The following is a 20,636-nucleotide window of genomic DNA, read 5'->3' on the forward strand; positions in this document are numbered from 1 at the left end:
ATGCAGATGAAACACAAGTCGTCAAATGGACCGCTGAGGGCGCGGGGAAAGCCGGGAGGCAAGTATTCCGCGACGTGAGGGCATACGTGAGTTGCCGGGGATATGATGGTATCCCGACAAGGGTATGGTTTTACCATAAAACAGGGTGGCACCGCGGAATTTAGATTTCGTCCCTGGCAGCTTGCGTAAGCATGTCTGCCGGGGACTTTTTGTTTTACGGCGGACGGCGCGGAACAAACAAAGGAGACAAAGTATGAAAACTTTTCCGAGTCTTGATGAGCTCCGGGAATACCGGGACAGCGGTCTTTACACAATGGCGGCGCTCACAACGGAGCTCTACGCGGACATCAGAACGCCGGTGGAAGTGCTGCGCATTCTGCGCGCACGCGGCTCCCACTGCTTCCTCTTTGAATCCGCGGAGGATAAGGAGCGCTGGGGGCGATTTAGTTTTCTGGGACTCGATCCCGGACTGACCGTCAGTTGCCGAGACGGCGAGCTGAAGATCGGGGAGAAAACAAGTCGCACGGCACACCCGAAGAAAGAGATACGGGAGCTCATGCGGGATTACCGGGCACCGCGCATCGAGGGCTTGCCGCCCTTTACCGGCGGCCTGGTCGGCTACTTTGCCTACGACTACATCAAGTATGCGGAGCCGACCCTGCGCCTTGCGGAAGGCGGCGGAGAAGGCTTTCAGGATGTGGATCTCATGCTCTTTACGAAACTCATCGCCTTTGACCACTACCGGCAGAAGATGGTGCTCATCGTGAACGTAGCGCTGGACCGCCTGGAAGAAAATTACGCGGATGCGCTCCGCGCACTCGAAGAACTGCGGGAGCTGGTGCACCGCGAGCCGCCGCGCGAGGGCACTTCGGGGCGTGCGCTTACTCCCTTCCGGAGCCAGTTTACGGAGGCCGAGTATGCGGCCTTGGTCGAAAAGACACGACGCCACATTTACGAGGGAGATGTGTTTCAGCTGGTGCTGAGTAACCGCCTCGAGGCCGCGTTCGAGGGTTCCCTCCTCGATACCTACCGGGCCCTGCGCAGCCTGAATCCCTCGCCCTATCTCTTCTTCCTGTCGAGCCCGACGCTTGAGGTCGCCGGTGCTTCGCCCGAGACACTTGTGAAGCTCGAGGGCAAGGAACTTCACACCTTCCCGCTCGCCGGTACGAGACCGCGCGGCAAGAGCGCGGCGGAGGATGCGGCCCTGGAACAGGAGCTCCTCGCGGATGAGAAGGAGCTCTCCGAGCACAATATGCTCGTGGACCTCGGGCGAAACGACCTCGGGAAGATAAGCCGCTTCGGGACGGTCACGGTCGAGCGGCTCCGGGAGATACTCCGCTTCTCGCATGTCATGCACATCGGTTCGGCGGTGCGGGGCGAGATTCGCGAGGACTGCGACGCGCTCGATGCAATCGACGCCGTGCTCCCGGCCGGCACCCTCTCCGGCGCGCCGAAGTACCGCGCGATGGAGCTGATCGCTGAGATGGAGGGAGAAAAGCGCGGCATCTACGGCGGCGCAATTGGCTACTTGGATTTTAACGGCAACCTGGACACCTGCATCGGCATACGCATGGCGTATCGCCTGAATGGGAAGGTCTATGTGCGGAGCGGCGCGGGTCTGGTCGCGGACTCGGTGCCGGAAAAGGAATACGCGGAGTGCCGCAATAAGGCTGCGGCGGTGTTGCGGGCAATCGAGGAGGCAGCGGATGATACTCTTAATTGACAACTACGACAGCTTTTCCTATAACCTCTACCAGTTGATCGGCAGTCTTGCCGGAGAGATGGAGGTTGTCCGAAATGATGCGCTGACGGTCGAAGAAATTGCGGCAAAGCGCCCGGAGGCCATTATCCTGTCTCCCGGACCGGGGCGTCCGGAGGATGCGGGCGTCACGGTCGAAGTGATTCAAAAGCTGGGCGGCAAGATTCCGCTCCTCGGTGTTTGCCTCGGCGAGCAGGCCATGTGCCTTGCGCTCGGCGGCAAGGTAGGCTACGCGAAGGCGCTGATGCACGGGAAACAGTCGCTTGCGAAACTGGACACCGACAGCATACTCTTTCGCGGACTGCCGGAGGAAGTCGCGGTGGCGCGCTACCACAGTCTTGCGGCTGTGGAAGAGAGCCTGCCCGATGAGCTCCGCGTGACGGCGCGGACGGCGGACGGCGAGATTATGGCGGTAGAACACAAAACGAAAGCGATGTATGGCGTGCAGTTTCATCCGGAGTCCATACTCACACCGGAGGGGACAAAGATGGTCAAAAATTTCCTGCGGGCGGCCAAGGTCCTCGCTTAAACGCATATCGAAAGGAGAAAGCGGACTATGATTAAGGAAGCAATCATTAAAATCGTAAACAAAGAGGACTTAAGCTACGACGAAGCGTATGCGGTCATGAACGAGGTGATGAGCGGCGAGAGCTCGCAGGTGCAGAACGCAGCTTTTTTGGCGGCCATGTCCACGAAGAGCGCCAAGGCGGAGACCACGGATGAGATTTCCGGCTGTGCCGCTGCGATGCGCGCGCATGCGACCAAGGTGGAATACGACAAGCCGACGCTTGAAATCGTGGGGACAGGCGGAGACGGCTCAAAGACCTTTAACATTTCTTCGATTTCCGCGCTGGTCGCGGCGGCGGGCGGCATCAAAGTCGCGAAGCACGGAAACCGCGCGGCATCCTCGGACTGCGGTTCGGCGGACTTCCTCGAGGCCTCCGGCATCAACATTAACCAGAGTCCGGAACTCTGCAAGAAGCTACTCGACGAGGTGAATATCTGCTTCCTCTTCGCGCAGCACTACCACAGCTCGATGAAGTATGTCGGTGCGATTCGCCGCGAACTCGGCTTCCGCACGGTCTTTAATATTCTCGGGCCGCTCACGAACCCGGCTTCGCCGGAAAACTTTGTGCTCGGTGTCTACGACGAGTACCTTGTGTGGCCGATTGCGAACGTCTTAAAGAAGCTCGGGGTTAAGAGAGCGCTTGTGGTCTACGGTCAGGACAAGATGGATGAGATTTCGGCGAGCGCACCGAGCACCGTGTGCGAGCTCCGCGACGGCAGCTTTCACTCGGCCATCATTAAACCCGAGGACTTCGGCTTACTGCGCGGCAAGAAGGAAGAGCTCATCGGCGGCAATCCGGAGGAGAATGCAAAGATTGCGCGGGAAATCCTCTCGGGTGAGGAGCGCGGAACCCGCCGCACGGCGGTGCTCTTAAATGCGGGCGCGGCGCTCTACATCGGCGGCAAGGCGGAGAGCTTACAGGAGGGTGTGAAGCTCGCGGGACAATTGATCGACGAAGGCAAGGTGCTTAAGACCTACGAGAACTACATTCGCTTGTCGAACGAGGCGGCGGAATGACGGGCAATATTTTAGATGCGCTCGCGGCACACGCCCTGGAGCGGGTGGAAGAAAAGAAGCGGCGTTTTCCGCTCGCGGAACTGAAGCGTCGGCTGGAAGAAAGAGAAGCGCTCAGCGGCTTTCCCTTTGAAGCGGCGCTTCGGGAACCGGGACTTTCGGTGATCGCGGAGGTCAAGAAGGCCTCCCCTTCAAAGGGCGTGATTGCCGAAGAGTTTCCCTATGCGGAGATTGCGAAGGCCTATGAGGCGGCCGGCGCGGCCTGCATCTCGGTGCTGACCGAGCCTAAGTGGTTCCTCGGGGATGACCGCTATCTCCGCGAGATTGCGGCTTCGGTTTCCCTCCCCTGTATTCGCAAGGATTTTACGGTGGATCCTTATTTGATCTACGAGGCGCGGGAACTCGGTGCCTCGGCGGTGCTATTCATCTGTGCGCTGCTTAGTCGCTCGGAACTGGAAGAGTATCTCGGCATTGCGGAGGAACTCGGGCTTACGGCGCTCGTCGAAGCGCATAACGAGGATGAGGTGGGGCTTGCGGCGGAAGTCGGTGCGCGCGTAATCGGCGTCAACAACCGCGATTTAAAGTCCTTTTCGGTGGATATGAATAACAGCAAGAGACTCCGCGCCGCGGCGCCGGAAAACTGCCTCTTTGTCGCGGAGAGCGGGGTAAGCGGCCCCGCGGACACGGCGGCGCTTCGGGGAAGTCGGGTGGATGCGATTCTGGTCGGCGAAGCGCTGATGCGCGCGGAGAACAAGGCGGAATTATTAAAGGCGCTCCGCGCAGCTTATGCGGAGGGCTGAGATGGCCGGAACGAAAATAAAGCTCTGCGGCCTGCGGAGAGAGGCGGATATCCGGGTTGCGAACGAACTCCTTCCGGACTACATCGGCTTTGTCTTTGCGGTAGGCGCAAGAAGGGCTGTCACGCCGGAGACCGCGAGAGAACTGCGGGGCGCACTCGATTCCCGCATCAGAGCGGTCGGCGTGTTTGTGGATCAAAGCCCGGAAGAGATTGCGGAGATTGCGGCGCTGGTGCCGCTGGATTGTATTCAGTTGCACGGCGATGAGAGCGGGGAAAGTTTGGAGCGGGTGAGAGCTTTGAGCGGAAAACCCGTGTGGCGGGCTTTTCAGGTCACGGGGCCCGAAGTATTGGCGCGGGCCAAGGAGAGCCGGGCGGACCTTCTGCTCCTTGACAGCGGGAAGGGGAGCGGTGAGCGCTTTGCCTGGGAATTACTCGCAGGCTTTGCCCGTCCTTACATGCTGGCGGGAGGTCTGGATTGTGAACATGTCGCTACGGCGATCAAAACGCTGGCACCGTTCGGGGTCGATGTGAGTTCGGCCCTCGAGACAGAGGGGCAAAAAGACCCCGAGAAAATGAGAGCATTTGCGGAAGCGGTCCGGAGAGCGGACCGAGAAACAGAGAGGTGAAGAGATGGCACATGAGACAGAGAGAGCCGGGAACTTCGGTGTTCACGGCGGACAGTACATACCCGAGATTTTGATGAATGCGGTGCAGGAGCTGGAGGCCGCTTACAAGCGTTATAAGGATGACCCGGAATTTAAGCGCGAGCTCAGCGAACTTCTGAACGAGTATGCGGGAAGACCGAGCCGCCTCTACTATGCGCGCCATATGAGCGAAGACCTCGGCGGCGCAAAGATCTATTTAAAGAGAGAGGACCTCAATCACACCGGCGCACATAAGATCAACAATGCGCTCGGCCAGGCCCTGCTCGCTAAGTACATGGGCAAGAAGCGCCTCATTGCGGAGACCGGTGCGGGGCAGCACGGTGTGGCGACCGCGACGGTCGCGGCGCTCTTAAATATGGAATGTGTCGTTTACATGGGCGAGGAGGACACGGTGCGCCAGGCGCTCAATGTGTACCGCATGCGTCTGCTCGGCGCGGAAGTTGTTCCGGTGAAGAGCGGAACCCGTACTTTAAAGGACGCGGTCTCGGAGGCCATGCGCGCATGGACCATGCGTATCGAGGACACGCACTACTGCCTCGGCTCCAGTGTGGGTCCCCACCCCTTCCCGACCATAGTCCGTGACTTCCAGGCCGTCATCTCCGAGGAAATTAAGGCGGATATTCTGAAGAAGGAAGGCAGACTTCCGGATGCCGTCATCGCCTGCGTGGGCGGCGGCAGCAACGCAATCGGTTCCTTCTATCATTTTATTGACGACAAAGAGGTGCGCTTAATCGGCTGCGAGGCGGCGGGCAGAGGCATTCAGACCAAGGAGACCGCGGCGACCCTGAATGTGGGCTCGGTCGGCATTTTCCACGGCATGAAGTCCTATTTCTGCCAGGACAAGTACGGTCAGATTGCGCCGGTCTACTCGATCTCGGCGGGACTCGACTATCCTGGTGTGGGACCGGAGCACTCCTATCTCCACGATGTGAAGCGCGCCGAGTATGTGGCAATTACGGACGATGAGGCGGTGGATGCGTTCGAGTATCTCTCCCGCACCGAGGGTATTATTCCGGCCATCGAGAGTTCGCATGCGGTCGCATATGCGAAGAAACTCGCGCCGACCATGGACAAAAATCAGATTATTGTGGTCACGCTTTCGGGGCGCGGCGACAAGGACGTTGCGGCAATTGCGCGCTACAGAGGGGAGGATCTCCATGAGTAACATTCGTAAGGCATTTGAAAACGGCAAGGCATTCATTCCTTTTATTACCTGCGGCGACCCGGATCTCGAGAGTACCAAGCGGAATGTGCGGGCTGCGGTCGCGGCCGGTGCGGACCTCATTGAGCTCGGCATTCCCTTTTCCGATCCGACCGCGGAGGGCCCCGTGATTCAGGCGGCGAATCTGCGTGCGCTCTCGGGCGGTGTCACGACGGACAGTGTTTTTCAAATGGTGCGCGAACTCAGAACGGAACTCACGACACCGCTGGTCTTTATGACCTATGCAAATGTTGTCTTTTCTTACGGGATTGAAAAGTTTGCGTCGAAGGCCGAGGAGGTCGGTATTGACGGCATCATCATTCCGGATGTTCCGTTCGAGGAGAGTACCGAATTTGCGCCGAGTTTTGAAAGCAGAGGTATTGACTATATCTCCATGATTGCGCCGACTTCCAAGGCGCGCATCCGGGAAATTGCGGCGCAGGCAAAGGGCTTTCTCTATGTGGTCTCTTCGCTCGGCGTGACCGGAGAGCGGCGGGAAATCGAGACAGACTTACAGTCCATGCTTGCGGAGGTGCGCGCGGCAAACCCGGAACTCCCGGCGGCCATCGGCTTCGGCATCTCGACACCGGAGCAGGCAAAGAGCATGGGGGCCATTGCGGACGGCGTGATTGTGGGCTCTGCGATTATGCGCATCATCGGCGAAAAAGGACAGCAGGCGGATAAGGCACTCGGGCAGTATGTGCGCGAGATGAAAAGCGCCGCAAATACTTTCTTTTAAACGACAGATGTGATAAAAAGGAAATATACGAACAAAAAAAGAGGGAAAGTACTGAAAATGTCGGTGAATTGTAAGTTCAAACAGAATATTGAAACTAATACTTGCATTTATCAGCATTTTATGACAAACTAGCACCCTGTAAGCCTTGCGTCCGGCTTTGGGACTTGCCAGCTGAACTCGAAGTAACGAACAGCAGAAACAGTGCGAAGGTGGGACAGAATGAGGGAAAAGGGCAGCAGATACGAAATGGAACACCGCCTCTACCTGACCATGACAGTTTTGGTCACGGTGATTCTTCTCTGCAGTTTGGGGTTTACCCTTGCCATGGATATTGCCAGAGAGCGAAGGGCGTTGGATCGCAAGATTTCCGACGCCGCCGTCTACGTCGCCGAACTCCGCGGCGTTCGCAACATGCTCGATGCGGGATATCCGGACGCAGAGGTGACCGAACAGCTCGAGGCGATTACCGAGTTTGTCTCGGGCATCGACTCCATTCTGATTGCAGACCGCAAGGGCTTGCGCTTCTATCAGACAAGTCGTCATATGGCGGGCGATATGTTCGTAGACGGTTCCGAAGCGCGCATCCTGAAAGGGACGGCGCCTTACATCACAACCGTAGACGGAACCGGAGGCCCACTGCATTGTGCCTTTCACGGGATCAAAAACGAGAAAGGTGAGACGGAAGGTTTCGTCATGGTTTCGGTTGCAGTTTCTAAAATCACGGGCCAGAGCCGGCAGATTATGCTGGTCTATGTCGCCATGTTTCTCGCGATGCTGCTGCTCAGCATTTTGCTGACCGGCGCGTTTTTCCGCTTTCAGCGCTCCACTTTGCTCGGCCATGAGCCGACGGAGCTCCTCAGCCTGTATTTAAGGCAGGACGGCGTGATCAATTCGCTTGCGGAGGGCATTGTCTCGGTCGGGCCAAACGGTAAAATTCTGTTTGCCAATAAGCCTGCCCAGGCCTTGCTCGCGGGGCGGGAACGCGGCTTGGTCGGAAAAGCGTTAAAAGAGGTATTTCCCGAGACGCATTTCGATGAGGTGATGCGCGAGGGAAACGCGGTGATGAATCAGGTCTATGTACAGGGAGATCAGACGCTCTTAATCAGCGAGCTCCCGGTGAACCAGCCGGATAAGCGCCCCGGCGGAGTGCTGCTCATATTGCAGGATAGAACGGAGGCACTGCGCCTCTCGGATGAACTCTCCGGCGCACATAATATGATGGAGACGCTGCGCGCCTTTAATCATGAATTCCTAAATAAGCTGCACATCATCCTCGGATATTTACAGACGGGAGAAATTGACAGAGCTAAGGAGTTTATCATAAACTCTAATCTTGTTTCCAGTCAGTCGGTGCGGGACACGGCGAACGCACTTCGGGTGTCGGAGGTCTGCGCGCTCGTCATCGGGAAGATGATGCACGCGGCGGAGAGCGGCATACGGCTGAGCCTTGAGCCCGGCAGCAGTCTGATGGAGCGGGATCTTCTGATGGAGCCCAGGGAGTATGTGACCGTGGTCGGCAACCTTCTGGAGAATGCCATCGAAGAGCTCAAGGAGAGCGGCGAGAAGAACGGCGAAATACGTCTCGGTATCTTCGCAAAGCCCGGTGTCAACGTGATCAGTTGCGAGGACAGCGGTCGCGGCGTGAACGCCGAACTCCTGGATCATATCTTTCAGCGTGGGGTCAGTACCAAGGGAAAGAATCATGGCACGGGTCTCTACCTGGTCAAACAGGTGGCGGACAAGTACGGCGGTGAAATTTCCGTTGAGACCGAGCCCGGTGAGGGCAGTTGTTTCACGGTAAGTCTGACCGCTTTGCAGAGCGCAGAGCGCCGGAAAGGAGCAGAGTGATGTATCGAGTATTGATTGTAGAAGATGACCCGATGGTGGCATCCATTGACCGAAGTTATGTCGAGAGAACCGCAGACTTTACGGTTGTTGCCGTCTGTAAGAACGGCGTGGAGGCGCTGGAGCTGTTTAAGACCGAGGAAATCGATCTTGTCGTGCTGGACTACTATACGCCCGGTATGAACGGAGATGAGTTCCTGGACAAGCTTCACGAGACCGGTATGCGACCGGAAGTCATTATGGTGACCTCCGCGAACAGCGTGGAGATTGTGCAGGAGCTCTTGTCCCGCGGCATCAGCGATTATCTCGTGAAGCCATTTGAGTATGACCGTTTCCGCGAGGGCCTGGAGCGTTTCCGCAGAAGAAGAGAAGTGCTGCAGGATGCGGGTACCGGTATGCGTCAGGAGGAGATAGACCGCATGCTCTCCCGCGGCGCCGCGGAGAGATTGCAGGACTCCGAGCCGCTTCCGAAGGGCATGAACCGTCAGACGCTCTCTCTGGTGCGCGAATATCTTCGGAATCATCTCGGACAGCGCTTCACAAGTGAGGCGATTGCGACCCAGATCGGTCTTTCCCGCATCACGGTGCGTCGCTATGTGAGCTTCCTTGTGGAGCGCGGCGAGCTCACGAGCACCATCGATTACCAGACCGGCGGTAGACCCGGAATCCTGTATCAGTATAGGGAATTTCAGTGAAAAATGCCGATGACGCTGCTATCGGCCCGAGAAATAGCAGGAAAAGAGCGGACTTTCCGGAAGGAGAGTCCGCTCTTTTTTTCCTGCTCAAAAAAGGGTTGATACTTTTTATGAAAATTTTATAATTATGAACGCTACTGTTTCCGATGAGTGAAAGGAGAATACTATGGAAACACTCATGGCGTACTTTGGTAAGTTCACCGCAGCAGAGGCGGGCAAGCTTGCCAACTTCCAGTTCGAGTATCTGACGACCCTCGGCTTTGCGGCCATCGTCATCTTCCTCGGACGCTTCATCGTTTCGAAGTCGAAGGCACTGCAGAAGTATGCAATCCCGGCACCGGTCGTTTCGGGACTCATTTTCTCCCTCGTGATCTCGGGCATCAAGGGTGCCGGCATCATGGAGTTTACCTTTGACGCAAAGATCATGAAGGATCTCTGCCAGAACCTCTTCTTCCTCTGCGTGGGCTACGGCTTCAGCGCAAAGATGTTGAAGAACGCAGGCGGCAAGCTCTGCATCATGATCGCGTTTGCGGCTTGTCTGCTGATTACCCTTCAGAATGCGCTCGGCGTGGTGCTCGCGCATGTGATCGGCATGAATCCGCTGCTCGCACTTCAGTGCTCCTCGGCTTCGATGTCCGGCGGTGTCGGCACGGCTTCCGCTTTCGGCCCGATCTTTGAGAAGATGGGCGCTGCGGACGCGACGACGGTCGGTGTCGCTGCGGGTACGCTCGGCAACATCATGGGCTCCCTGATCGGCGGACCGGTTGCGGCTTACCTCATCACGAGCAAGGGCCTCAAGTCCGACCCGAACGATAAGCCCGAGGCACAGAGAACCGGTGTGAAGCCGACCCTCGACAACACGCGTATGATTTACGCGTTTGCGACCTGCCTGCTCCTTGCGGCACTCGGCATGCCGATTTACATGCTCCTCGACTCGATCCCGATGATTGAGATGCCGAAGTTCATCGGCTGCCTCTTCGCGGGTGCCATCGGCAGAAACGTGATGGAAGCGCTCGGCGTTGACACGAGAGTGCCGGAGACCGAGGCAATCGAGCACATGTTCCTGGAGCTCTACCTCGCGCTCGTGCTGATGACCATCGACATCACGAAGCTCGCGCCGGTTGCGGGCCAGATGGGCATCATCCTCGTTGCACAGGCGGCTCTCATGGCTGTCTTTGCAATCTTCATCTCCTTCAATCTCTTCGGAAGAGACTACGGCGCAGCGGTCATGGCGGCAGGAAACTGCGGTTGGGGTTGCGGCTCCGGACCGAACGCGGTTGCAAACGAGAAGGCGGTTATGGACCAGTACGGCTACCACGATATCGCATGGGTGCTCTATCCCTCCTTCGCCGTCATCATCGACGATATTTACAACCCGATTTGCCTCTCTCTGATGGGAAGCTTCTTCGGAAAGTAAATCAAAAATCAAACTCTGCAGAACACCCTGTCCCCGTGGACAGGGTGTTTTTTTATTCGAAACTTGAAGCATAGAAATTCAAATGATATAATCGTAGAACGCTGAGCACACACTACCTGATTCCGCATACTTTTCATCAGCGTTTCCTGAGACTTTTTATTTCAGAAACCGGAGAGGAGTTGTAGAATGAGGAGAGGGTTTGCCGCGAGGAAAAAGCGCGCAGCAATTGCGCTTTCCCTTGTTTTTTTGTGTTTATTTTCCGCCTGTGCCGTGCACGGACGAAATGCTTCGAAGGCGACCTGGCTCACGGTCGGAACGGCGGATGCGGGCGGCAGCATGTACGCGAACGGCTCGGAACTTGCGGCGGCAATTACGGCGCGGGACGAGGGGCTTCGTTTTAACTTAAAGGCCTCCACAGGTTCTCCGGGGAACCTGAGAGCCCTGCTCTCCGGCGAGGTGGATTTGGCGCTGATCACCGCGGATATCGCGGCCAAAGCGAAGGAGGAGTCGGGCGGCGAAGAACTCCGCGTCATCGCCGCGATTTATCCGAGTGTCAGCCACTGGATGGCGCTCCGGGAGAGCGGTATCACCACCGTTTCGGAACTCAAGGGAAGCGCGCTTGCCATAGGTCCCGAGAACTCCGCAACCGAGCATGCATCCGAGCGAGTATTCGAAAAACTCCGTTTTCCCGAAACGGGAAACTATTACTACGCGGGCATCGGTCACGGTGCGGAACTGGTGGAGCGGGGCGAGGTAAAAGCGGTACATGCGCTCGCGGGTGTTCCGACGCCGGGACTCAAGAAATTGGCCTCGACAAAGGACAGCGTTCTGCTTCGCTATGAAAGCGCGGAACTCGATAAAATTCTCTCCGGAGAGGCGGAATATTTTCCGACCGTCATCCCGAAGGGCAGCTATCCCGGACAGGAGGAGGATATCCCGAGTTTCGGGGTAAAATGTCTGCTCTGTGTGCGCGCGGATATGGATGAAAATTTGGTTTATCGGTTGACGAAACATGTATATGAGTCGCTGCCGGAACTCGTCGCATCGAACCCGAGTTTTGCGGGCGCGGAGGACAAGTCTTTTTATCTTGAGGACCTGCCCCTGTCGCTGCATCCGGGCGCGCTGCGCTATTATCAAGAGCAAGGTCTCACGGAGGATAAAGAGAGATGAAATGCCCATTTTGCAATGCGCCGGATACGCGCGTCATTGACTCCCGCCCGGCGGATGAGAACGCGACCATACGCCGCCGTCGCCAGTGCGAGCGCTGCGGCAAGCGCTTCACGACCTATGAGAAGCCTGAGACCATGCCGCTCATGATCATCAAGAAGGATGATTCGAGAGAGGCCTATGATCGCGCAAAGATTGAGCGGGGCATTGTGAGTTCCTGCCATAAGCGCCCCATCAGCTCGGCACAGATTACGGCGATGACCGATGCGGTAGAGACCGCGCTCTTTAATCGGGAGGAGAGAGAAATTCCGTCGACCGTGATCGGCGAAATGGTCATGGAACAGTTAAAGCAGGTGGATCCGGTCGCCTATGTGCGCTTTGCCTCGGTGTATCGGGAGTTTGAGGACGTGAACACCTTCATGTCGGAAATCAATAAGCTCATCACGCAAAAGGAGCAGGCATGAGAGCCTTCTTTCCCGAGGATGAGGTGAATTCGGTCTATGACTTTCCCTTCGAGAGCCTCACGGAGCGCGGCATACGCGGCATCATCTTTGACATCGACAACACCTTGGTGCCGCCGGATGCGCCGGTCGATGCGCGTTGCCGCGCGTTGATTCGCGCTTTAAAGACAGCGGGCTTTCGCATCTGTCTGGTGTCCAACAATAAGGGACCGCGGATTGTGCCCTTTGCGACGGCGCTGAATCTTCCCTATGTGGAGCGCGCGCTGAAGCCGCGGCGCTACGGGTACCGCCGCGCGATGGCGCGCATGGGAACCGCACCCGCAGAGACCATAGCGATCGGCGACCAGCTCTTCACGGATATCTGGGGCGCCAACCGCGCCGGCATGCACAGTCTCCTGGTGAAACCCATGGAGCCGAAGGAGGAGATTCAAATTCTCGTAAAGCGCCTCTTGGAGCGCCCCTTCCTTTGGTACTACCGGAGGAAAAAAGCGGGGGGAGAGGCGCATGATTGACGCAAAGACCAAGGTGTTCGGCCTGCTGGCAAACCCCATCGGGCACAGCCTCTCGCCGCGCTTTCAAAACGCGCTCGCCGCATACTGCGGGGAGAACGCGGTCTATTTGCCGTTTGAGGTGAAGCGCCCCGAGACGCTGGAAGCGGCGCTAAAGGGGGCGCATGCACTCGGCATTGCGGGACTTAATGTGACCGTACCCTATAAGGAGGCGGTCATCCCCTACTTAAGCGGTCTCAGCGAGGAGGCGCGGCTCATCGGCGCGGTGAATACCCTCGTTCGGAGCGAAGAGGGGTATGTCGGTCACAACACGGACATTGCGGGAATGGAGCGCATGCTTTTGCGGCAGGGGCTCTCGATTCGGGGCGCAAAGGTTCTTGTTCTCGGCGCGGGCGGTGCCGCGCGGAGCGCGGCCGTGCTCGCGGCGCTCAAGGGAGCGGCTGAGCTCGTGATTCTGAACCGGAATAAGGAGAGGGCGGAGGCGCTCGCTAAGTCGCTGCGGAACGTGGCGCCGGAACTGCCTGTCCTTACGGAAGGGCTCGACGCCTGGGAGAGCCTTTCCGGCAATGACTATCTCGCAATCCAGTGCACGAGTGTCGGTATGTGGCCCAAGGCAGAGGAAGCTGTGATTGCGGACCCGCGCTTCTACGAGAAACTCTCGGCGGCTGCGGATATTGTGTACACGCCTGCGGAAACCGAATTCTTGCGGCTTGCGCGCGCGGCGGGAAAGCCTACGGTCGGCGGCCTGCCCATGCTGATTTCGCAGGGTATTCACGCATTTTCGCTCTGGACGGGCAAAACCTGTACCGCGGCGGACGAGGAGAGTCTGCTCAAACTGGTGCGAGAGGCGCTTCCCGCCTAGAAAGTAAGAGAAAAAAGCTTGCGAAAAATATCTGCCTAGCGTAGAATACAGTAGACTATTTGGGAACGAACGGATGGAGGGTTAACTTTATGATTTCTGCAGGTGATTTCAGAAACGGCATCACGCTTGAGATTGACAACGCGGTCTATCAGATCATTGAATTCCAGCACGTGAAGCCGGGCAAGGGCGCAGCATTCGTGCGCACCAAGATCAAAAACGTGATGACAGGAGCTGTGACTGAGCGCACCTTCCGTCCGACGGAGAAATTCCCGACCGCACGCATCGACCGCGTCGAGATGCAGTATCTCTATGCCGATGACGACATGTTCAACTTCATGAACACGGAGACCTACGATCAGATTTCTCTGAACAAGGAGCTGATCGGCGATGCGCTCAAGTTTGTCAAGGAGAACGAGATGGTCAAGGTTGTCTCCTACAACGGCAACGTGTTCTCGGTCGAGCCGCCGCTCTTTGTCGAGCTGGAGATCACGGAGACCGAGCCGGGCTTCGCGGGCAACACGGCTACCGGCGCACAGAAGCCGGCTATCGTTGAGACCGGCGCACAGATTTCCGTGCCGCTCTTTGTCGGCATCGGCGACCGCGTCAAGATTGACACCCGCACGGGCGAGTATCTCGGCAGAGCACAGAACTAAGACACAGAAATCGAAGAGCAGCCCGAAGTCGGGCTGCTTTTCTTCACGTTGAGGAGTAAACATGGCGACAAAGACTGTTTTGGAAGCAATGAATGAGAGTGTGGCGCGCGCCTTTGCCGCGGCCGGCTATCCGGACGCACAGGCCTCGGTGCAGCTCTCGAACCGTCCGGACCTCTGCGAGTACCAGTGTAACGGTGCAATGGCGGTTGCCAAAAAGGCGGGCAAGCGCCCGCTCGAGGTTGCGGAGGCCGTGGCGGAAGAACTGAAGCGGGAAGAACTCTTTGCGGAGGTCGGTGCCGTGCCGCCAGGCTTCATTAACCTCCGTGTAAGTCCGGCTGCTCTGGCGGCACACGTGCGTGCGCTCGCGGAGGATGCGCAGTGCGGCGTGGCGCGCGATGAGAGTCGAAAGATCGTTGTCGACTACGGCGGCGCAAATGTCGCGAAGCCGCTCCACGTGGGACACCTCCGCTCCGCCATCATCGGCGAGGCCTTAAAGCGCATGGGCGCTTTCTTCGGAAACGAGATGATAGGCGATGTGCACCTCGGTGATTGGGGTCTCCAGATGGGACTCATTATCGAGGAGCTGCGCCTTCGTAAGCCGGAGCTCCCGTACTTTGACGAGGCGTTTTCGGGCAGCTATCCCGCGGAAGCGCCGTTTACGATTGCCGAGCTCGAGGAGATTTACCCAACCGCAAGCAAGCGCTCCAAGGAAGATGAGGCCTTTGCCGAGGCTGCGCATCAGGCGACCGTAAAGTTGCAGAGCGGCGACCCCGGGTTCACCGCACTCTGGAAGCACATTCTCACGGTTTCCAAGGCAGACTTAAAGAAAAACTACGATGCGCTTGCGGTCTCGTTTGAACTCTGGAAGGGAGAGTCCGATGCGCAGCCGCTGATTCCCGGTCTTATCGAAGACCTCGAGACGCGGGGCATTGCGAGAGCTTCCGAGGGTGCGCTGGTCGTCGACATTGCGGAGCCGACTGACAAGAAGGAACTCCCGCCCTGCATCGTCCGGAAGTCGGACGGCGCGGCACTCTATGCGACCAGCGACCTCGCAACCTTAATCGACCGCGAGGCGACGCTCTCGCCGGACTGCTATATTTACATTGCGGACAAGCGCCAGGAACTCCACTACACGCAGTTCTTCCGCGTTGCGCGGAAGGCGGGCATTGTCCCCCCGGCGCACGAGCTCATCTACATAGGCTTCGGCACGATGAACGGCAAGGACGGGAAGCCGTTTAAGACCCGTGAGGGCGGCGTGATGCGTCTTGAGACCCTGATTCGGGAGATTCGGGAGGCGGTTTCTACCCGCATCGCGGAGAATCCGGAGATCACGGCGGAGGAGGCAGCGCGCACTTCGGAGCAGGTGGCGCTCGCCGCACTGAAATACGCGGACCTCTCGAACCAGGCCTCGAAGGACTATGTTTTCGACCTGGAGCGCTTTGCCTCCTTTGAGGGCAACACCGGACCCTACATTCTCTACACGGCGGTGCGCATCAAGTCCATACTCAAAAAATACGCGGAGCAGGGTGGCGCGCCCGTGAGCCCGGCCGACCTTCGCCCGGCGGAGAGCGAGAGCGAAAAGGCCCTCTTCCTTGACCTCGCGCGCTACCCGGAGGTGATGCGCGGAGCCTGGAAAGAACTTGCGCCGCACCGCATCTGCCAGTATCTCTACGGACTTGCGGATCACTTCAACTCCTTCTACCACGCGATTCGCATCCTGCAGGAGTCGGATGAGGCAAAGAAGCGCGGCTACCTCGCGCTGATTGCGACCGCGGAGCGTGTGATTGAACTTTCGCTCGCGGTTCTCGGCATGGAAGTGCCGGAACGCATGTGAAAATGTATGCTTTGTACGAAAAAAAAACCACGCATTGCGTGGTTTTTTCTAATTTGACGGTTTCGGCATGTTATAATATTAACGCAGAAGTAACTGAATCCGAAAGAAAGAGGGTAGTCAGATGGGATTGGCAACTTTTCGAGGCGGCGTCCATCCGTTTGAGGGCAAGGAACTCTCAATGGACAGAGCTGTCACTGTGCTGAAACCGACTTCCGGCGAGATGGTGTATCCCGTCTCGCAGCACATCGGCGCTCCGGCAAAGGCAATCGTCAAGGTCGGGGACGAGGTGCTGGTGGGGCAGAAAATCGCCGAGGCGGGCGGTTTTATCTCGGCGGTCGTGGTGAGCTCCGTGTCGGGCAAGGTAAAGAAGATTGAGCCCCGCGTCACCGCAGGCGGCGCGAAGAGCATCTCGATTGTGCTCGAGAACGACGGTCTGTATACGGCGGTCGAGGGACTCGGAGAAGACAGAGATGCAACGAAGCTCAGCAAACAGGAAATCCGGGACATTGTCCGCGAAGCCGGCATTGTGGGTCTCGGCGGCGCAGGCTTTCCGACCAACGTAAAGCTCACGCCGAAGGATGAGTCAAAGATTGACTATGTCATTGTAAACGGCGCTGAGTGCGAGCCCTATCTGACCTGCGATTACCGCATGATGATTGAGGAGCCGGAGCGTCTGGTCGGCGGTCTCAAGGTCATGCTGCAGCTCTTTGAGAACGCGAAGGCTGTGATCGGCATCGAGAACAACAAGCCGAAGGCCATCGAGAAGCTCCGCGCGCTTGTGAAAGACGAGCCGAAGATTACGGTGGAGCCCTTAAGAACCAAGTACCCGCAGGGCGGCGAGCGCTCGCTGATTTATGCGGTGACCGGCAGAGAAATCAACTCCTCCATGCTCCCGGCGGATGCGGGCTGTGTCGTGGACAATGTGAACACGGTCATGGCGATTTACGATGCGGTCTGTAAGCAGACCCCGATTTTGGAGCGCGTGATTACCGTCACCGGCGATGCCGTGAAGGAACCGCAGAACTTCAAGGTCAGAACCGGCATGAACTACAACGACATCATTGAGGCGGCCGGCGGCTTTGTCGGCGAGCCGAAGAAGATACTCTCCGGCGGTCCCATGATGGGCCAGGCCATGTATACCACGGATGTCCCGGTCACGAAGAACTCCTCTTCGCTGACCTGCTTCCTCGAGGACGAGGTCGAGAAGAACCCCGAGAGTCCCTGCATCCGCTGCGGACGCTGCGGTGAAGTATGTCCCGAGTTTCTGGTTCCGGTGCTCATGATGCAGACCTGCATGGCCGGAAACAGCGAGGGCTATGAGAAGCTCTACGGCATGGAGTGCATTGAGTGCGGCAGCTGTTCCTACATCTGTCCCGCGAGACGGCCGCTGACCCAGGCGTTCAAGCAGATGAAGCGCCGCATCGGCGAAGAGCGGCGTCAAAAGGCTGCCGCAGAGAAGGCAGCGAGCGGAAAGGAGGCAAAGTAAGCGATGAATTTATTGAATGTTTCCGCCTCTCCGCACGTGAGAGACCGCGTTTCCACGCGGGAGATCATGCTGGATGTCTGCATTGCCATGATTCCGACGGCAGTTTACGGTGTCGTGCAGTTCGGTCTCCACGCGCTCTGGGTGATTTTGGTCACGGTCGCTGCGGCGGTGCTCTCCGAGTACCTCTGGCAGCGCGGCATGAAAAAAGAAGTGACGATTACGGACTTCTCCGCGGTTGTCACGGGTCTCATCCTGGCACTCAACATGCCGCCGGAGATTCCGCTCTGGATACCGGCGCTCGGCGCTGTCTTTGCGATTGTGATTGTAAAGCAGATGTTCGGCGGCCTCGGCCAGAACTTCATGAACCCGGCGCTTGCCGGCAGATGTTTCCTGCTGATTTCGCTCGCGAAGTATATGAATAACTTCACCTCGAAGCCGATTAACTTCGACGCGACGACGGGTGCAACCCCGCTTGCGATTATGAAGACCGCGATGAAGGCGGGCACGCCGGCGACCGCGGATGTGAATCTCTTTCAGCTCTTTGTGGGTCACATTCCGGGCACCATCGGCGAGGTCTCCGCAATTGCCCTGCTCTTTGGCGCGGCTTACCTGCTCTGGAGAAAGGTGATCAGCTTTGAGATTCCGGTCATCTACATTGCATCGACCGCGCTCTTTGTCTTCATCTTCGGCGAGCACAACGCAAACTATGTGCTCGCACAGGTGCTCGGCGGCGGTCTGATTTTCGGTGCCTTCTTCATGGCGACCGACTACGCGTCCACCCCGCTCACCAAGAAGGGGCAGATGATTTACGCACTGATTATCGGCATACTCACGGGTCTCTTCCGTATCTTCGGTACCGGTGCGGAGGGCGTCTCGTACTCGATTATCATCGGCAACATGCTCTCGCCGCTCATTGAGAGCGCAACCATTCCGAAGGCATTCGGCAGAAGGGGGGCAAAAAAAGCATGAGCAAGACAAAAGAAACTTCGTTTGTGAGCGATGCACTGCGCCTCATGCTGATCACGGTGATCGCGGGACTGCTGCTCGGCGTCGTCTATACCGTGACCTATGAGCCGATTCAGGCGGCGCAGAATGCGACGACAATTGCGGCGTACAAGCAGGTGTTCCCGGATGCCGCTGACTTTCAGGAGAATCCGGATGGGGCGGCACTCATTGAGGCGAACGCGGCTCCCCTCGCGGAGCAGGGCTTCGGCAATGTCCTGATTGACAAGGTGGTCAATGCGGTCGATGCGAACGGTCAGGTGGTCGGCCACATTATCAATGCGAGCTCGAAGGACGGCTACGGCGGACTGGTGTCGATTTCGGTCGGCATTCAGGCAGACGGTCAGACCGTGAACGGTATTGCCTTCCTCTCGATTTCGGAGTCGGCGGGTCTCGGCATGAACGCACGCGACACCGACTGGTACAAGCAGTTTAACGGCAAGAAGGGCGAGAAGTTTGAGGTGACCAAGGCCGGCGACGGCGAACTTGACAACAACAAGATCAACGCGATTTCCGGTGCGACCATCACCTCCCGCGCGGTGACCAACGCGGTCAACGCGGCGCTCTACTTTGTGAACAACGGCTTAAAACAGTGAGAGGGGGAAAAGATTCCGTGAAAGTATGTATGGAACGCCTGAAGAACGGTATCATCACAGAAAATCCGGTCTTCATTATGGCGCTGGGACTTTGCCCCACCTTTGCAGTTACGACCTCCGCGGTCAATGCAATCGGAATGGGACTTTCGTCTCTGGTTGTTTTGATGTTTTCGAACTTAATTATTTCCGCGCTCTCGGGCGTGATTCCGGGAAGAGTGCGTCTTCCCGCGGAGATTGTCGTCGTCGCGTCCCTCGTGACCATCGTGCAGCTTCTCATTCAGGGCTTTGCGCCCTCGATTTACACGGCACTCGGCATTTACATTCCGCTGATCGTCGTGAACTGTATCATCCTGGGCCGCGCGGAGGCATACGCACTTGGCGCGAAGCCGATTCCGGCGCTCTTTGACGGCATCGGCATGGGACTCGGCTTTACTCTGGCGCTCCTGCTCCTCGGCTCCTTCCGTGAACTCATCGGCGCAGGTTCGATTTTCGGCATCAAGCTGATCCCGGATGCCTACCACATTTCGATTTTCGTTCTGCCCCCGGGAGCCTTCTTCGTGATGGCCTTCCTCGTAGCGGCAATGCAGTACTATCAGGATGAGAATCGCGGTCGGAAGAAGACCAACGGTCCCTCCCTCGAAGAGGTGAAGACCAAGGTCGTGAAGCCGGTCGCAAAGCCGGCGGCGGCGGTGACACAGGCGGCAGCTGCGACTCAGGCAGCGGCACCCGCAACGGCTGAGGCACAAAGCCCGGCAGCGGCGGAGAAGAAAGAGGAGGCGAAGTGATGTCAAAGATAGCATTGCTCCTGGTGAGCGGCGCATTGGTCAACAACGTCGTGCTCTCCAGATTCCTCGGACTCTGCTCTTTCGTCGGTGTCTCGAAGAAAAAGGACACCTCGGCCGGCATGGGCGGCGCGGTTATCTTTACGATATTCCTCGCGACCATCCTTTCCTCGCTGGTCTACATGTTCGTGCTGCGGCCGCTTAAAATCGACTATCTGCAGACCATTGTGTTCATTCTTCTGATTGCGTCCCTCGTGCAGTTCATCGAGATGTTCATGAAGAAGAGTATGCCCGCCATGCACGCATCCCTCGGTATTTACCTCCCCCTGATTACGACGAACTGCGCCGTGCTCGGCGTGGCACTCGACAACGTACAGAAGGAGTACAATTTCATTGAGGGTCTCGCATGGGGCGTCGGCACCGCAGCCGGCTATGCCATTGCCATTGTCATCCTTGCGGGCATCCGCGAGAGATGTGAGGGCAACGACATTCCGAAGTACTTCCGCGGCCTGCCCATCGTATTGATTATTTCGGGACTCATGGCAATCGCATTCACCGGCTTCTCGGGCATGATCAGCTGAG

At 57.7% G+C, this 20,636-nt stretch carries 21 protein-coding genes and 1 other annotated feature (1 of these 22 running past the window's edge); all 21 genes read left to right on the forward strand.

Annotation, left to right across the window (positions count from 1 at the left end):
- Positions 1–178, forward strand: a binding site (T-box leader) (it extends 62 nt beyond the left edge of the window).
- 75 nt (positions 179–253) lie between these two features.
- Positions 254–1,723: an anthranilate synthase component I family protein gene (locus tag QU660_RS02145; RefSeq protein WP_304946704.1), complete on the forward strand. Its 1,470-nt coding sequence runs from the start codon at positions 254–256 to the stop codon at positions 1,721–1,723.
- On the forward strand, positions 1,707–2,288 hold the full coding sequence (locus QU660_RS02150) for an anthranilate synthase component II (RefSeq protein WP_304946705.1): 582 nt from the start codon (positions 1,707–1,709) through the stop codon (positions 2,286–2,288). Before QU660_RS02145 ends, QU660_RS02150 begins: the two co-directional genes overlap by 17 nt.
- Before the next feature lie 27 nt (positions 2,289–2,315).
- Positions 2,316–3,344, forward strand: a complete 1,029-nt coding sequence (gene trpD / locus QU660_RS02155; RefSeq protein ID WP_304946706.1) for an anthranilate phosphoribosyltransferase — start codon at positions 2,316–2,318, stop codon at positions 3,342–3,344.
- On the forward strand, positions 3,341–4,141 hold the full coding sequence (gene trpC / locus QU660_RS02160; protein WP_304946707.1) for an indole-3-glycerol phosphate synthase TrpC: 801 nt from the start codon (positions 3,341–3,343) through the stop codon (positions 4,139–4,141). Before trpD ends, trpC begins: the two co-directional genes overlap by 4 nt.
- 1 nt (position 4,142) lies before the next feature.
- Positions 4,143–4,766 (forward strand): phosphoribosylanthranilate isomerase, encoded by a 624-nt coding sequence (locus QU660_RS02165; RefSeq protein ID WP_304946708.1) that lies wholly within the window; start codon positions 4,143–4,145, stop codon positions 4,764–4,766.
- A gap of 4 nt (positions 4,767–4,770) precedes the next feature.
- Complete coding sequence (trpB, locus tag QU660_RS02170) at positions 4,771–5,970, forward strand: tryptophan synthase subunit beta (protein WP_304946709.1); 1,200 nt, start codon at positions 4,771–4,773, stop codon at positions 5,968–5,970.
- Entirely contained in the window at positions 5,963–6,745 is a 783-nt protein-coding gene (gene trpA, locus QU660_RS02175; protein ID WP_304946710.1) for a tryptophan synthase subunit alpha, read from the forward strand. Before trpB ends, trpA begins: the two co-directional genes overlap by 8 nt.
- Before the next feature lie 219 nt (positions 6,746–6,964).
- Entirely contained in the window at positions 6,965–8,593 is a 1,629-nt protein-coding gene (locus QU660_RS02180) for a sensor histidine kinase (protein WP_304946711.1), read from the forward strand.
- Positions 8,593–9,285 carry a response regulator gene (locus tag QU660_RS02185; RefSeq protein ID WP_304946712.1) on the forward strand — a complete coding sequence of 231 codons (693 nt, stop codon included), beginning with the start codon at positions 8,593–8,595 and terminating at the stop codon, positions 9,283–9,285. Before QU660_RS02180 ends, QU660_RS02185 begins: the two co-directional genes overlap by 1 nt.
- A 166-nt stretch (positions 9,286–9,451) precedes the next feature.
- On the forward strand, positions 9,452–10,702 hold the full coding sequence (locus QU660_RS02190) for a sodium/glutamate symporter (RefSeq protein ID WP_304946713.1): 1,251 nt from the start codon (positions 9,452–9,454) through the stop codon (positions 10,700–10,702).
- 186 nt (positions 10,703–10,888) lie between these two features.
- Entirely contained in the window at positions 10,889–11,872 is a 984-nt protein-coding gene (locus QU660_RS02195; protein ID WP_304946714.1) for a TAXI family TRAP transporter solute-binding subunit, read from the forward strand.
- Entirely contained in the window at positions 11,869–12,333 is a 465-nt protein-coding gene (gene nrdR / locus QU660_RS02200; RefSeq protein WP_304946715.1) for a transcriptional regulator NrdR, read from the forward strand. Before QU660_RS02195 ends, nrdR begins: the two co-directional genes overlap by 4 nt.
- A complete protein-coding gene (locus QU660_RS02205) occupies positions 12,330–12,842 on the forward strand; it encodes a YqeG family HAD IIIA-type phosphatase (RefSeq protein WP_304946716.1) in 513 nt (170 codons plus the stop codon). Before nrdR ends, QU660_RS02205 begins: the two co-directional genes overlap by 4 nt.
- Positions 12,835–13,701: a shikimate dehydrogenase gene (aroE, locus tag QU660_RS02210; protein ID WP_304946717.1), complete on the forward strand. Its 867-nt coding sequence runs from the start codon at positions 12,835–12,837 to the stop codon at positions 13,699–13,701. Before QU660_RS02205 ends, aroE begins: the two co-directional genes overlap by 8 nt.
- Positions 13,702–13,790: 89 nt before the next feature.
- Entirely contained in the window at positions 13,791–14,354 is a 564-nt protein-coding gene (efp, locus tag QU660_RS02215; RefSeq protein WP_304946718.1) for an elongation factor P, read from the forward strand.
- Between the two features lie 61 nt (positions 14,355–14,415).
- On the forward strand, positions 14,416–16,188 hold the full coding sequence (gene argS, locus QU660_RS02220) for an arginine--tRNA ligase (RefSeq protein ID WP_304946719.1): 1,773 nt from the start codon (positions 14,416–14,418) through the stop codon (positions 16,186–16,188).
- Between the two features lie 121 nt (positions 16,189–16,309).
- Positions 16,310–17,674 carry an electron transport complex subunit RsxC gene (gene rsxC / locus QU660_RS02225; protein ID WP_304946720.1) on the forward strand — a complete coding sequence of 455 codons (1,365 nt, stop codon included), beginning with the start codon at positions 16,310–16,312 and terminating at the stop codon, positions 17,672–17,674.
- Positions 17,675–17,677: 3 nt separating this feature from the next.
- Positions 17,678–18,643, forward strand: a complete 966-nt coding sequence (locus QU660_RS02230; RefSeq protein WP_304946721.1) for an RnfABCDGE type electron transport complex subunit D — start codon at positions 17,678–17,680, stop codon at positions 18,641–18,643.
- Positions 18,640–19,272 (forward strand): RnfABCDGE type electron transport complex subunit G, encoded by a 633-nt coding sequence (locus tag QU660_RS02235; RefSeq protein ID WP_304946722.1) that lies wholly within the window; start codon positions 18,640–18,642, stop codon positions 19,270–19,272. The genes QU660_RS02230 and QU660_RS02235 overlap by 4 nt, the downstream gene beginning before the upstream one ends.
- A 29-nt stretch (positions 19,273–19,301) precedes the next feature.
- A complete protein-coding gene (gene rsxE / locus QU660_RS02240) occupies positions 19,302–20,057 on the forward strand; it encodes an electron transport complex subunit RsxE (RefSeq protein ID WP_330693227.1) in 756 nt (251 codons plus the stop codon).
- Positions 20,057–20,635, forward strand: a complete 579-nt coding sequence (locus QU660_RS02245; RefSeq protein WP_304946724.1) for an electron transport complex protein RnfA — start codon at positions 20,057–20,059, stop codon at positions 20,633–20,635. The genes rsxE and QU660_RS02245 overlap by 1 nt, the downstream gene beginning before the upstream one ends.
- Position 20,636: the final 1 nt, after the last annotated feature.

Source organism: Stomatobaculum sp. F0698, from assembly GCF_030644385.1.
Lineage (GTDB): Bacteria > Bacillota > Clostridia > Lachnospirales > Lachnospiraceae > Moryella.

What these genes read in the sequence shown, in the direction of transcription:
- QU660_RS02150 (WP_304946705.1), top strand. Translation starts at nt 1,707, where the DNA reads ATGATACTCTTAATTGACAACTACGACAGCTTTTCCTATAACCTCTAC.
- trpB (WP_304946709.1), top strand. Translation starts at nt 4,771, where the DNA reads ATGGCACATGAGACAGAGAGAGCCGGGAACTTCGGTGTTCACGGCGGA.
- rsxC (WP_304946720.1), top strand. Translation starts at nt 16,310, where the DNA reads ATGGGATTGGCAACTTTTCGAGGCGGCGTCCATCCGTTTGAGGGCAAG.
- QU660_RS02190 (WP_304946713.1), top strand. Translation starts at nt 9,452, where the DNA reads ATGGAAACACTCATGGCGTACTTTGGTAAGTTCACCGCAGCAGAGGCG.
- argS (WP_304946719.1), top strand. Translation starts at nt 14,416, where the DNA reads ATGGCGACAAAGACTGTTTTGGAAGCAATGAATGAGAGTGTGGCGCGC.
- QU660_RS02180 (WP_304946711.1), top strand. Translation starts at nt 6,965, where the DNA reads ATGAGGGAAAAGGGCAGCAGATACGAAATGGAACACCGCCTCTACCTG.
- trpC (WP_304946707.1), top strand. Translation starts at nt 3,341, where the DNA reads ATGACGGGCAATATTTTAGATGCGCTCGCGGCACACGCCCTGGAGCGG.
- QU660_RS02145 (WP_304946704.1), top strand. Translation starts at nt 254, where the DNA reads ATGAAAACTTTTCCGAGTCTTGATGAGCTCCGGGAATACCGGGACAGC.
- QU660_RS02205 (WP_304946716.1), top strand. Translation starts at nt 12,330, where the DNA reads ATGAGAGCCTTCTTTCCCGAGGATGAGGTGAATTCGGTCTATGACTTT.
- rsxE (WP_330693227.1), top strand. Translation starts at nt 19,302, where the DNA reads ATGGAACGCCTGAAGAACGGTATCATCACAGAAAATCCGGTCTTCATT.
- nrdR (WP_304946715.1), top strand. Translation starts at nt 11,869, where the DNA reads ATGAAATGCCCATTTTGCAATGCGCCGGATACGCGCGTCATTGACTCC.
- QU660_RS02165 (WP_304946708.1), top strand. Translation starts at nt 4,143, where the DNA reads ATGGCCGGAACGAAAATAAAGCTCTGCGGCCTGCGGAGAGAGGCGGAT.
- efp (WP_304946718.1), top strand. Translation starts at nt 13,791, where the DNA reads ATGATTTCTGCAGGTGATTTCAGAAACGGCATCACGCTTGAGATTGAC.
- QU660_RS02235 (WP_304946722.1), top strand. Translation starts at nt 18,640, where the DNA reads ATGAGCAAGACAAAAGAAACTTCGTTTGTGAGCGATGCACTGCGCCTC.
- QU660_RS02195 (WP_304946714.1), top strand. Translation starts at nt 10,889, where the DNA reads ATGAGGAGAGGGTTTGCCGCGAGGAAAAAGCGCGCAGCAATTGCGCTT.
- QU660_RS02245 (WP_304946724.1), top strand. Translation starts at nt 20,057, where the DNA reads ATGTCAAAGATAGCATTGCTCCTGGTGAGCGGCGCATTGGTCAACAAC.
- trpD (WP_304946706.1), top strand. Translation starts at nt 2,316, where the DNA reads ATGATTAAGGAAGCAATCATTAAAATCGTAAACAAAGAGGACTTAAGC.
- aroE (WP_304946717.1), top strand. Translation starts at nt 12,835, where the DNA reads ATGATTGACGCAAAGACCAAGGTGTTCGGCCTGCTGGCAAACCCCATC.
- QU660_RS02230 (WP_304946721.1), top strand. Translation starts at nt 17,678, where the DNA reads ATGAATTTATTGAATGTTTCCGCCTCTCCGCACGTGAGAGACCGCGTT.
- QU660_RS02185 (WP_304946712.1), top strand. Translation starts at nt 8,593, where the DNA reads ATGTATCGAGTATTGATTGTAGAAGATGACCCGATGGTGGCATCCATT.
- trpA (WP_304946710.1), top strand. Translation starts at nt 5,963, where the DNA reads ATGAGTAACATTCGTAAGGCATTTGAAAACGGCAAGGCATTCATTCCT.